This is a genomic window from Arthrobacter hankyongi (genome assembly GCF_022012395.1).
GTDB lineage: Bacteria > Actinomycetota > Actinomycetes > Actinomycetales > Micrococcaceae > Crystallibacter > Crystallibacter hankyongi.
Genome location: NZ_JAKLTQ010000013.1, coordinates 120,086 through 131,317, shown reverse-complemented (window position 1 = coordinate 131,317; position 11,232 = coordinate 120,086). Strand labels below are relative to the sequence as shown.

Annotated in this window: 11 protein-coding genes and 1 pseudogene; 2 read left to right on the top strand and 10 right to left on the bottom strand. The window is 65.0% G+C overall.

The features are described from left to right. The 10 genes and pseudogenes from fbiC to LVY72_RS24445 all read right to left on the bottom strand — a co-directional run. Nucleotides 1–282: pseudogene (fbiC, locus tag LVY72_RS16260) on the bottom strand (7,8-didemethyl-8-hydroxy-5-deazariboflavin synthase); the annotation flags it as partial. 51 nt (nucleotides 283–333) lie between these two features. Next, nucleotides 334–1,353 carry a 2-phospho-L-lactate transferase gene (gene cofD, locus LVY72_RS16255; protein ID WP_237822766.1) on the bottom strand — a complete coding sequence of 340 codons (1,020 nt, stop codon included), beginning with the start codon at nucleotides 1,351–1,353 and terminating at the stop codon, nucleotides 334–336. A 55-nt stretch (nucleotides 1,354–1,408) separates the two neighbouring features. Continuing rightward, nucleotides 1,409–2,077, bottom strand: coding sequence for an NADPH-dependent F420 reductase (gene npdG / locus LVY72_RS16250; protein ID WP_237822764.1), 669 nt, complete (start codon nucleotides 2,075–2,077; stop codon nucleotides 1,409–1,411). Between the two features lie 188 nt (nucleotides 2,078–2,265). Beyond that, nucleotides 2,266–3,483 (bottom strand): MFS transporter, encoded by a 1,218-nt coding sequence (locus tag LVY72_RS16245; protein ID WP_237822762.1) that lies wholly within the window; start codon nucleotides 3,481–3,483, stop codon nucleotides 2,266–2,268. Between the two features lie 106 nt (nucleotides 3,484–3,589). Then, entirely contained in the window at nucleotides 3,590–4,846 is a 1,257-nt protein-coding gene (locus LVY72_RS16240) for an NAD(P)/FAD-dependent oxidoreductase (protein ID WP_237822761.1), read from the bottom strand. Between the two features lie 33 nt (nucleotides 4,847–4,879). After that, nucleotides 4,880–5,080: a ferredoxin gene (locus tag LVY72_RS16235; protein ID WP_237822759.1), complete on the bottom strand. Its 201-nt coding sequence runs from the start codon at nucleotides 5,078–5,080 to the stop codon at nucleotides 4,880–4,882. Between the two features lie 44 nt (nucleotides 5,081–5,124). Next, the gene (locus tag LVY72_RS16230) at nucleotides 5,125–6,345 is read right to left on the bottom strand and encodes a cytochrome P450 (protein ID WP_237822757.1); all 1,221 of its coding nucleotides are present in this window, start codon (nucleotides 6,343–6,345) and stop codon (nucleotides 5,125–5,127) included. Nucleotides 6,346–6,381: 36 nt separating this feature from the next. Continuing rightward, nucleotides 6,382–7,173 carry an alpha/beta fold hydrolase gene (locus LVY72_RS16225; RefSeq protein WP_237822755.1) on the bottom strand — a complete coding sequence of 264 codons (792 nt, stop codon included), beginning with the start codon at nucleotides 7,171–7,173 and terminating at the stop codon, nucleotides 6,382–6,384. A gap of 24 nt (nucleotides 7,174–7,197) precedes the next feature. After that, the gene (locus LVY72_RS16220; RefSeq protein WP_237822774.1) at nucleotides 7,198–7,899 is read right to left on the bottom strand and encodes an alpha/beta fold hydrolase; all 702 of its coding nucleotides are present in this window, start codon (nucleotides 7,897–7,899) and stop codon (nucleotides 7,198–7,200) included. A gap of 55 nt (nucleotides 7,900–7,954) precedes the next feature. After that, the gene (locus LVY72_RS24445) at nucleotides 7,955–8,638 is read right to left on the bottom strand and encodes a FadR/GntR family transcriptional regulator (RefSeq protein ID WP_269092579.1); all 684 of its coding nucleotides are present in this window, start codon (nucleotides 8,636–8,638) and stop codon (nucleotides 7,955–7,957) included. A gap of 312 nt (nucleotides 8,639–8,950) precedes the next feature. Here LVY72_RS24445 and LVY72_RS16205 point away from each other — a divergent pair, with 312 nt between their 5' ends. Further along, on the top strand, nucleotides 8,951–9,745 hold the full coding sequence (locus tag LVY72_RS16205; protein WP_237822753.1) for an SDR family NAD(P)-dependent oxidoreductase: 795 nt from the start codon (nucleotides 8,951–8,953) through the stop codon (nucleotides 9,743–9,745). Continuing rightward, nucleotides 9,742–11,178, top strand: coding sequence for an aldehyde dehydrogenase family protein (locus LVY72_RS16200; protein ID WP_237822751.1), 1,437 nt, complete (start codon nucleotides 9,742–9,744; stop codon nucleotides 11,176–11,178). The genes LVY72_RS16205 and LVY72_RS16200 overlap by 4 nt, the downstream gene beginning before the upstream one ends. The last annotated feature ends 54 nt before the right edge of the window (nucleotides 11,179–11,232 follow it).

Sequence of the window (11,232 nt, the reverse complement as noted above, 5' to 3'; positions counted from 1 at the left end):
GGGTGTCTGGGCGAAGGTGCAGTAATGGCAGCGGTCCCGGCACAGCTGCGTCACCGGGATGAACACCTTGCGCGAATACGTGACCGTCCCCGGCCGCCCGGCCTGCTGAAGCCCGGCATCGCGCACCCGGGAGGCCGCCGCCAGCAGCCGCTCCAGGTGTTCGCCGCGGGCATGCAGCAGCGTCTCGGCCTCCACCTCGTTCAGCACCACGCCGTCTTCGGCACGGCGCAGCGCCCGGCGCAGCGCGCTCTCGGACGGAACGAACGATTCGTTATCAGACATGCTCAACGCTCCAATGGGTTGTGTAGTTGCTCGTGGACGCGGGAATGGATATCAGGACGGGGCCGGGGCCGGAACCAGTTCCAGCGCGGCCGCAGCCATCGCCGTGGTGGCCGGCACGTCGGTCATCCACAGGGGCACGGCCGCAGCGCGGATTCCGGCCTCCTCCAACTGCGGGACGGCGTCCGCGTCGGCGGTGTCCACCAGCCAGCCGTCCAGCAGTCCACCCCTGTTTCGAGCCCCGTAATGAAATCCGACGCCGGCCGCCGTGGCCGGCACGCCGATGGCCGCCAGGCACGCGTCCGCCATCCCGCGCACCGCGGCCCCGCCGATGATCGGCGATACCCCGACCACCGGCGCAGCCGTGGCCCGCACCGCCTCGCCGATACCCGGCACGGCCAGGATGGTCCCCACCGACACCACCGGGTTCGACGGCGGAACGATCACGGCGTCGGCCTCCAGGATGGCCTCGACCACGCCCGGGGCCGCGGTCGCCGAATCCAGGCCCACCTGCACGAACCCGGCCGCCGGCACCCCGGCCCGGTACCGGACCCACCACTCCTCGAAATGGACCAAATCCCCTGCGGCATGTTCGTCGGCGGCCGCCGCCAACTTCACATGGGTTTCCACCGGCTGATCACTCATCGGCAGCAGCCTGGCCCCCGGCCGCCAGCGGCGGCACAAAAACTCCGTGGCCTGGCTCAGCGTCGCCCCCTCGCGCAGCAGCTCCGAGCGGACAATATGGGTGGCCAGGTCCAGGTCCCCGAGCGTGAACCAGTCCCAGCCCCGCCCGTACGCGGCAATTTCCGCCGAGGTCCGCCGGCTCTCCCCGGCCCGGCCCCAGCCCTGCTCCTCCGCGATCCCGCCGCCCAGGGTGTACATCAGGGTGTCCAGGTCCGGGCACACCCGCAGCCCGTTCAGCCACATGTCATCACCGGTGTTCGCGACCACGGTCACCGCTACCGAGGAACCCGACGGCGTATCCGCCGGGTACGCGGCGGCCAGGCGGGACAGCAGCCCGCGGACAAACCGCGCCCCGCCGACGCCGCCGGCCAGAACCGTGATGTTCTTCATCTGCTTCCCTGCTCCTGTTAGCTCCGCTTTCCCGCCAGATCCTACACGGGCCGGCCTAGGCCGACACGCCCGTAATCTGCACTCCGGACCGGGTCTTGTACCGCTTGTTGATGCTGATCAGCACGGCGGTCAGCGGTTCGAGCTGGCGGGCGAGCCGCAGCGCCCCGGCATCGATGCCGTCCCTGCCGGTGACCGCCCGGGCCAGTTCGATCGCTGTCGACTTGGCCTCGGCATCGTCGCCGCACACCAGAACATCCTCATGGTCCAGGAAGGGTGCGGGACCCCACAGGTTCGGGGCCGAAAGATGGTGGAATGCCCCGACGACCGCGGCTCCGGGCGCCAGCCGCTGCGCCTCTTCGGCGGCACTTTCCGGCACATCCAGCCCGTACGGGCCGCGCTTGTCGAAGCCAAGGGGGTTCACACAGCTGATGACGACCTTCCCGGCCAGATCCCCGGCCAGGGAGGTGACGAGCTCCGCGTGGCCTTCATACGGGACCGCGAGCAACACCACATCGGCACCCTGCAGTGAATCGGAATTCTCCATTCCGTTCACGTTCCCGGAGCCCTCCAGGCGGTTATTGACTTCTTCGGCGGCCGCCTGCGAACGATCGGCCGAGCGGGAACCAAGCGCTACCGTGTGTCCCGCCTTCGCGAAACGATAGGCCAGGGCTTTGCCCTGCGGGCCGGATCCGCCAACAATTGAGATCTTGAATGTAGAGGTCATGTAACCGAGATTACTACGAAATTGAGAGTCTGCCTAGATTTGTGACCGAGTTTTCATCTGGATCCAACACCTGATGGTGCATCCCTGCAGCGCCGTTTCAAGTATGAATTCAGAAGTCCAAAGATCCCAGGCATCGGGCCGGACACCGGCGGCCCGTTGCGCGGCAGTGTGTGTCCGGAGCGGCCGGATCAGCGCCTCTGCTTGATCCAGACCGCACCGGCCAACAGGAGGCATACGGTGTTGACGGCGGCCAGGAACAGCCAGCCGACGGTAAAACCACCGGTGGCATCCACCAGCAGTCCCATCGAGAACGGTGCCAGCCCAATACCTACATACATGCCCAGGGAAACAATTCCAGTTGCCCCACCGGAGGATGCCGGCGGAACCATACGCATGACCGTGGCCATGATGATTGAGTTCACGCCCATCGTCATGCCGGCATGGAGCACCACACCCACCCACAACAGCGTCCCAAACTGGAGTACACCCGACATCATCAGGCAGAGGGCACTGGCCACCGACCCGGCGGCAAGCAGAACCATCAGTTTGCCGGCTTCGGCCCCGGCTGCCATCCGCCGCGTCCAGAAGATACGCGATACGACGCCGACGCCACCGGCGAGCGCCGTCGTCAGGCCGCCGACAACCAGGGAATAGCCAAGCCCTCGCTGGGCGAAGAGCGGCAGGTAGACATTCGTCGCCGTCAGTCCAATGCTGGTCAGACATATCTGAAGGGCATAAATCCATACCATCGGCCCGTAGGATCTGTGCCGTCGCCGCCCACTGACCGCCAGCGCACCAGGTCCCCGGCTTGGCGCCGAATGCCGAACGGGGCGGCTTGGGCGGAACGGTTCCGCAGGTAGCCGGCGCACGGCCCAGAACAGCATGCCTGCGCCCAGGGCCGCGGCCAGCCCCATCGCACCCCGCCAGCCGACCAGCAGCGCAGCGGCGGGGAAGAACAACCCTGCAAACAACTGGCTGGCCTGCAATCCCGACTGTTTGACGCCGATCCAGGCCTCCTGCCTGCCGGCCGGGGCATGTAGGGCGGTCAGCCGGTTCGTCGCCGGGTTTGACATCGCCTGGGCCAGGCCGGACAGGGCAAAGATTCCCAACAGCCACCCGAAACCGGGGGCAACGGCCGCCATCAGCATGGTGAGCGCTGCGCCGCCGAAAATAATCACCAACTGCGAACGGCTCGAGATCCGGTCGCTCAACCGTCCCAGCGACAGTGAACCGAGCGCTGCCATAACAAAGCAAACGGTACTCAGCAGGCCGTACTGGCCGTCGGTGATGCCCATGTCGTGGATGACCTGGGAACTGGTCGCGCCAATGCCGAGATTGATCAGCGGCCCGATGCCCATGGCGCAGGTCAGCACGGCCAGCAGCCCGGATCCCGCGCTTTTCGTCAAGACGTACCCTTCATTGTCGCGGCGCCGGAGCGGAACGGGGCAGCGCGTCGTGCCTTCCCCACCGCTCGCAAGCTCGCAGCGGGACCCTCAGCACTAGCTGCGAATGCTAGGCGCCGGTGGCGGCGGCCGTCCGTGCCTTGAGTGCAAATGCCTTCAGGTCAAAGTCCGGATCCCCGGCGTCCTGCGGAGACAGCGGCACCTTGGCCGCCATCAGCCGCCGGGCCGACATATGGTCCATCGGACGGTCCACCGAATCGACAGCTACCAGCTCCCCGTCGTTGTACATGAAAACGGAGAACTTGCCGCCGCCCAGGTCACCGCGGATCACCTGCTGGTCGCTGCCGAAATTCAGTCCGGCGATCTGCAGCTTCTTGGTCCCCTGATCGCTCCAGAACCAGGGCAGTTCCATGTAGGGCCGCGGGGTTCCGACAATCTTCGCCGCCACGCAGCGTCCGTGATCGGTGGCATTCTGCACCGACTCAAGCCGGACAACACGGCCCGCCGTCGTCGAGGGATAACTGCAGCAGTCTCCAACGGCGGAGATGTGCGGATCGCTGGTGCCCAGGAATTCATCCACGAAGATGCCGTTGTCGATCGTCAGTCCTGCCTGCTCGGCGAGCGAGGTCTCGGGAAGCACCCCGATGCCGACGACGACGAGATCGGCCGGGTGCCGCGTGCCTTTGCTGTCGACGACGGCAACGGCTTTGCCGTCGATGGTTTCGATCCGCTCCACAGCGGTTCCCAGCCGGAAGTCGACGCCCTGCTGCCGATAGTGGGACAGGAAATATTCGCTGACCGGTTCCGAAGCCGCCCGGCCCAGGATCCGCGGAGCGAATTCGAGCACAACCGGCGTGTGGCCTTTCGCGACGGCCACCGAGACGAATTCCAGGCCGATGAAGCCTGCGCCGATCACGACGACATTGCGGCTCGTTTCCAAGCGCGCCGCAATGTCGTCGGCATCGGCAACCGACCGCAGCCCAACGACGCCGTCCGCATCGCTGCCCGGAACGGTGAGTTCACGCGGTTTTGTTCCGGTCGCCAGCACCAGATGCCCGTACGGCAGGATAGTGCCGTCGCTGAGGCCCAGGGTCCGGCCGGCAGGGTTGATGGTTTCGGCCCGCACTCCGTTGCGGAGTGTGATGTCCATCCGGGCATAGAACTCCTGAGCAGCGAAGCGAAGATCGTCGAAGCCCGATTTGCCGGTCAGGTAGGCCTTGGAAAGCGGGGGACGCTGATACGGCGCCTCGGCATCCCCGTTGAGCACCGTGACGGGACCCGTGAAGCCTGAATCGCGTAGCGATTTAGCGGTCTGGAAGCCGCTGTGGCCGGCGCCGACGATGACGACTGAAGCTGTATCCACCATGATGGTTCCTGTCCCCCGAAAGCCGTGCCGGCCTTAGTTCTCTTGCAGTGTGATGGCCAGCGCCGGGCAAATATCAGCCGCCTCGCGCACGCCGTCGACCAACTCTGCCGGGACGTCCTCCCGCAGCAGGACGGCGACACCGTCCTCGTCACGCTGGTCGAATACCTCGGGCGCGGCAAAAACGCACTGCCCGCCGCTGACGCACTTGTCCTGGTCGAGTTTGACTTTCAACATGATTCTCTCCTGAATTTCTTCTGCTTCTTCTGCGGAACCGGCTGCTACCAGGTAACCGGCAGGCAATGTACGCCGTAGACCGTGACGTCCGTCTTGAACGGGACCTCGGAAAGGGGGATGGCAATCTTCAGGTCCGGGATCCGGGTGAACAGTGTCTTGAAAGCAACCTGCATTTCCATCCGGGCCAGCCCCTGGCCAAGGCACTGGTGGATGCCGAAGCCGAAGGCGACATGGTTTCGGTTCGGGTTCTCGAAGTCGAGTTCATCCGGCTTGGCAAACACCTCTGCGTCCCGGTTGGCCGAGTTCAGCGCGCACAGGACGCCTTCGCCCTTCTTGATGAGCTTGCCCTCGATCTCCACGTCTTCCAGCGCCATCCTGACCAGGCCCCGGTGCATGATGTTCAGGTACCGCAGCATCTCCTCCACGGCTCCGGCGGCGATCTTGTCGTCGCCCTGGCGGAGCTGCTCACGGTACTGCGGGTGTTCCATCAGGAACGCCGCGCCCAGAGCGATCATGCTCGAGGTGGTTTCGTGGCCTGCGATCAGCAGTGTCCTGATCTGCGTGACGACCTCTTCGAGTTCAAGTTCGCCGGTGTTCAGGTACTCCGTGACGTACCTGCTGATCAGGTCGTCCTTCGGCTCCTGGACCTTCAGGAGGACCAGTTCCCGGATATAGGCTTCCAGGCCAAGGCGGCCAGCGGCTACACCCTCCGGGCCGTTGGTCAGCGTGAAGATCTTGTTGGTCAGTTCGTGGAAATGCTGGTGGTCCTCGGCCGGAACGCCCAGGATTCCCGAAATGATGGTCGAGGGAATGACCAGGGCGAACTCCGTCACGAGATCCAGCGGACCGCCCTTGGCCAGCATGTCGTCAATGAGGCTGTCGACCAGCTGCTGCGTGGATTCCCGCAGCGCCTCCACGCGCTTGCCGGTGAAGGCGTAGGTGGCACGCCGGCGGATCTGGCTGTGCAGCGGCTCGTCCACCGTCACCATTGCCGGACTGGACTTGATCAGCTCTTTCTGCGACTGGTTGATGTAGGGAAAGCCCGGCCTGTCCCGTTCCGCGCTGAACCGCGGATCGCCGAGGACGGCCCGGACCGCCGAATACGTCGGCACCATCCAGATCTGCCGGCCATCCATGACGGTGACCTTGTGCCATTCTGCCGCCTGGCGCAGCTGCTCGTACTCCGCCGGCGGGCTGAACGGGCATCCCCTGGTCATGGGAATAGCCGGCAGCGGATTCTGCAGGGTCATAAGATCGGTTGACACTGTTCTTCTCCTGATCCTTGAGTGGAATTCGGGCCGTTACCGGCCGAAGCGCCGGTTGAGGAATTCGATGACGAGGCGGTGGAAGACATCCGGCTGCTCGGCGAATGCATAGTGTCCGGCGTCGCGGATCATGTGGTATTCGGAGTCGGGGATGATTTCGGCCAGCTTCTCCATGCCCGCCGGGGGGCATGCCGTGTCGAATTCGCCGGACAGCAGCAGGGTGGGAACGTTGATCGCCTGGGTCGCGGGCATATTGTTGTAGGAAGTCAGCGCCTTCATGGAGGCCATGAAGGTTTCCGTCTTCATTTCGGTGACGACCTTCCCAACGAGGTCCACCAAATCGCCGGAGGCACCCGGCGCCATCATCGTCTTCAGCAGTCCCGGAGCATACTCCGCCACCGTCATGCCGCCGTCGGTAATCGGGGAAATGCGCTCCCGGAGGAAACGCGCCTGGTCCTCCGGCGTGCGGTTCTGGAATCCTACCGATGCGCCGGACAGGATGATGCCGTGCACCCGCCCCTCCGACTTCATGGCTGCATTCGGCGCAATCAGTGCCCCCATGGAGTGACCGAGGACGATATTGGTCCCGGTGCCCTCGGCCGCGATCAGGGCCGCGGCCGCGTCGCCGGCGAGATCGATGGAGAAATCCGAGGGCGTAGCTTCCTCGCCGTAGCCCGGGCAGTTCCAGACCAGGACGCGGAAGCCGGCGTCTGCGAGCACACGCTCGGTATTGGCAAAGTAGCGGCCGTCGCCGTAGGCGCCGTGCAGCATGAAGATCGTGGTGTCCCCGGATCCGCTGACGTGGTATTCCGGCAGTGCTGAAGTCATCTGATGGTCCTTCATGGTTGATGGTTAGTTGGCGGTTGCCAGGCTGACGGTGGACAACCACGCGCCCAGTTCCTGGCCCAGCCGGGTGGGATTCTCGGCTGGAAGCATGTGTCCGGTCCGCTCGATGCTGACCAGTTGCGCGCCGACCTGCTCGGCCAGCGACGCCTGGTAGGCCGATTCGATCACCACATCGTCTTCGGGAGCGATGATGAGCTTGGGGATGCCGGCGTCCCTCAGCACCTGTGTGCGGTCCGGGCGGTTGGCCATCGCAATCTGGTGCGCTACATACCGTGCGGTTCCATAAGCGCGGACATCTATTTCACGCTGGGCGAGGATCTTCGGATCCTGCGCGAAATCGGGGTGGAAGACGCGGTCACCGCGGGTCAGGACGAATTTCTCATGGCCATCGCGGCGGGCGGCCTCCGCGCGTTCCAGCTTGGCCTGGCGCAGCTGCGGTGAATCGGCCCCGGCGCGGCTGGCAACCAGGGCGATGCCGGCGAAACGGTCCGCGAAGGCTTCAAGCATGGCCAGGCCCACCATGCCGCCGAAGGAGTGCCCGACCAGCACAAACCTGTCCGGCAGGGCGGCTTCCAGCTCCTGCGCGATCGCTTCCACACTCTCCAGCGGCGGAAGGTCCAGCAGCAGCGGACTGATCGGCTCCTCGATGGATTCCACCACCGGCTCCCACAGGGTCGCGACATTGTTGACGCCGGGCAGAAAAACCACACTCAGCAAGATGTCCTCCTTCGAATCGATGCGGCCCGCTCCGGTGCCGCGCAAGCTACTCAATGTTCTGCACCGCTTCGGACACGTGGTCCATGTGCTCGGCCATGAGCCGTTCGGCCAGGTCGCCGTCGCCATCCCTGATGGCCGCGAAAATTCCGCGGTGCTGGGCTTCCCATAATTCCTGCGCTTTCGGGATGACCTTGATGAAGCCCTCGGCACGCCGTGGTCCGGTAATCAAGGTGCGCATGACGCCGTCAAAAACCAAGTTCTGCGTCGCTTTGGCAATTTCCCGGTGGAAGGACGTCCTTTCCACCCCCGCCTCCGCGGCATCCTCGTCCCGGATAAACACCGTCAGCGGCTCCAGGATGCGCAGGTTTTCCTCCGTCCGGCGTTCCGCGGCCAGCCGGGCAATATACGGCTCGATGCCCCGGCGCACTTCCACGATCTTGGGAATGGACCCCTCCCGGTCGATGATCGCCTCCGCAACGCGGACAACCGCATCGTCGGAGGCGGAGCCGGTCACGTAGATGCCCGACCCGTGGCGGATCTCGACCAGGCCGAATCCTTCCAGCGCGGAAAGTGCCTGCCGCACCGTATGCCGCGAGACCCCCAGCTGCTCGGCCATTTTCCGTTCCGGCGGCAGCGCCTCGCCCGCCTTCAGCGCACCGTCCTGGATTCGGTCCAGCAGATAATCCCGCACCTGGTCGTGCCTCGGGTTGTTGGCGTGAAACTTTTGCATGGCTGCTGGTACTCCGGTGGTTCTTGCTGCGCGGCGGCCGGTCCGGCCGGGCTGTCAGGGGGTTCTTCCAGAGGAAAAATTGGTTCAACCTCTGGAGCTATCTTCGAGACTAGGCAGTGCGCGCCGTCACGTCAAGCAGCTGGGCAAATTGGTTGAACCAAAATTGATTTTGTGATCTACTGCACCAGTAGGGGGCTCGGTGCAAGAGCCTGGTCCCGCCATCTGCGGCAGGCGCTCGGCCGCCCGGAACAAGGAAAAATCCGCACATGCCGGTCCTCATCGAGGACCGCACCCACAGGAGAGAAGGATTCCGTGCCAAGTCGGTTGGATAAGAAAGTCGTCATCATCAGTGGCGCAGCCATGGGCCAGGGCGAAGCGCATGCCAGGCTCCTGGCCGAAGCCGGTGCGTCCGTCGTCCTGGGCGATATCGACACCGCCAGGGGCCAGAAAGTAGCCGACGAAATTATTCTGGCCGGCGGCAGCGCGCACTTCGCCAAACTCGATGTCAGCAGCGCCGCGGACTGGGAGAACATTGTTGCCGAGGCCATCCGGGTCTTCGGCAAGGTGACCGGCCTGGTCAACAATGCCGGGATCACCTCCGCAGGATCCGTCCTGGACTGCAGCGACGAAACCTGGCACCGGGTCATCTCGGTGAACCAGACAGGCGTTTTCTACGGTATGAAAACCGTCGCACCGGCGATTATCGACGCCGGCGGCGGCGCGATCGTCAACACCTCGTCGACCCTGGGGTTCTTTGCCTCGCCGGCCGCCTACGCGTACCAGGCCACCAAGGGGGCGGTGCGGACCATGACCAAGAGCGCCGCCCTGTCCCTCGGCGTGCAGGGCGTCCGCGTCAATTCGGTCTTCCCCGGCCTGGTCGACACCCCGTTCATCGACCATCACCGGAACAACTCCGCCCTGGACAATTCGATCTCCCGCACTCCCCTGGGCCGGATCGCACAGCCGCAGGAAATTTCGCAGGCCGTCCTCTTCCTGCTTAGCGACGACGCGTCGTATGTCAATGGCGCCGAGATCGTCGTCGATGGCGGCATGACCTCAGGATCGCTGGGAAGCCTCACCCCCGCAGGAGCAAAGGAAGCAGAATGACCACCACCGTATCCGTGACCACCGCAACCTCGACAATCTACCGTCCGTCCACGGGCGAGGCATACGACGCCGTTCCCGTCACCTCCCTTGGGGAATTGGATGAGGTCTTCGCCCGGGCCCGTGCCGGTTTCGAAGCCTGGAAGAAGGTTTCCGGCACCGAGAAGGCCAAACTGCTGTTCAAACTGGCTGACCGCCTCGAGGAACTGGTCGAGGAGTTCGCCCGGATCGAAGCCCGCAACACCGGCAAGGCCATCCGCGAAACCCGCGCCGAGGCCATCCGCATGCCGGGTACCGTCCGGTACTGGGCAGGCTGGGCCGACAAGCTGCTCGGCACCTCCATCCCGGTCGGACCGGACTTCCACACCTACACGGTCCGCGAGCCGTACGGCGTCGTCGCCGGCATTGTGCCGTGGAACGTCCCCTACGCGTTCGCGACCCGCCGGGTCGCGCCGGTGATTGCCATGGGCAACGTCGTGGTGCTGAAGCCCGCCGAAGAGACTCCGCTGACCGCTTTGAAACTGGCCGAAGTCTGCCGCGAAGTCGGCATTCCCGACGGCGTGGTGCAGGTTGTCACCGGCGCCGGCGACGTCGGCGCCGCCATGGTCAGCCATCCCCAGACCGATCTGGTGCTCTTCACCGGTTTCCACGAAACCGGAAAGATCATTGCCCGCGCCGCGGCGGACAACCTGACCCCGACCATCCAGGAACTGGGCGGCAAGTCCCCGAACATTGTCTTCGAGGACGCGGATATCGAGGAAGCCCTCGATGCGGCCATGGTCAGCGTGTTCAGCTCAACCGGGCAGATGTGCTTCGCCGGCTCCCGGCTGCTGGTCCAGGAATCGATCCACGATGACTTCGTGGCCCGCCTGGCCGATCGGGTGAAGGCCCTGAAGGTTGGCGACCCCGAAGAGGAAGACACCAAGGTCGGCCCGCACGTCACTGCCCGCCAGCGTGACAAGACCCTGCAGATGATCCAGGCCGGGATCGACGAAGGCGCCGTCGTGGCCGCCCAGTCCGAGCTGCCGGGCGGGGAGCTGGCCGGCGGGTTCTTTGCTCCGCCGACCATCTTCACCAACGTCACGCCCGACATGACGATCGTCCAGGAAGAGATCTTCGGCCCGGTCATGTCCGTCTTCAAGTTCAAGGACGAGGCCGAGGCGCTGCAGATCGCCAACGACACCAAGTTCGGGCTCGCCGCCGGTGTCTGGACGTCAGACCTGTCCCGGGCCCACCGCATGGCGCAGGGCATCCATGCCGGACGCATCTGGGTGAACACCTACCGGGTCATCAACGACATGGTCCCCGGCGGCGGCTACGGCCAGTCCGGCTACGGTGCCGAAGGCGGCACGGAGACGCTCAATGCCCTCACCCGTTCCAAGAGCGTCCAGATCGCGCTGAACCCCGGGCTGATCCCGGGCCAGCCCCGTATCTAGGCGGCATAAAGTCACACAGGCCCGGCAGGTGGCGGAGCATTCCGCCACCTGCCG

Excerpts from the sequence above, each read along its gene's own strand:
- npdG (WP_237822764.1), bottom strand. The coding sequence starts at position 2,077 with ATGACCTCTACATTCAAGATCTCAATTGTTGGCGGATCCGGCCCGCAG.
- LVY72_RS16240 (WP_237822761.1), bottom strand. The coding sequence starts at position 4,846 with ATGGTGGATACAGCTTCAGTCGTCATCGTCGGCGCCGGCCACAGCGGC.
- LVY72_RS16225 (WP_237822755.1), bottom strand. The coding sequence starts at position 7,173 with ATGACTTCAGCACTGCCGGAATACCACGTCAGCGGATCCGGGGACACC.
- LVY72_RS16235 (WP_237822759.1), bottom strand. The coding sequence starts at position 5,080 with ATGTTGAAAGTCAAACTCGACCAGGACAAGTGCGTCAGCGGCGGGCAG.
- LVY72_RS24445 (WP_269092579.1), bottom strand. The coding sequence starts at position 8,638 with ATGCAAAAGTTTCACGCCAACAACCCGAGGCACGACCAGGTGCGGGAT.
- LVY72_RS16200 (WP_237822751.1), top strand. The coding sequence starts at position 9,742 with ATGACCACCACCGTATCCGTGACCACCGCAACCTCGACAATCTACCGT.
- cofD (WP_237822766.1), bottom strand. The coding sequence starts at position 1,353 with ATGAAGAACATCACGGTTCTGGCCGGCGGCGTCGGCGGGGCGCGGTTT.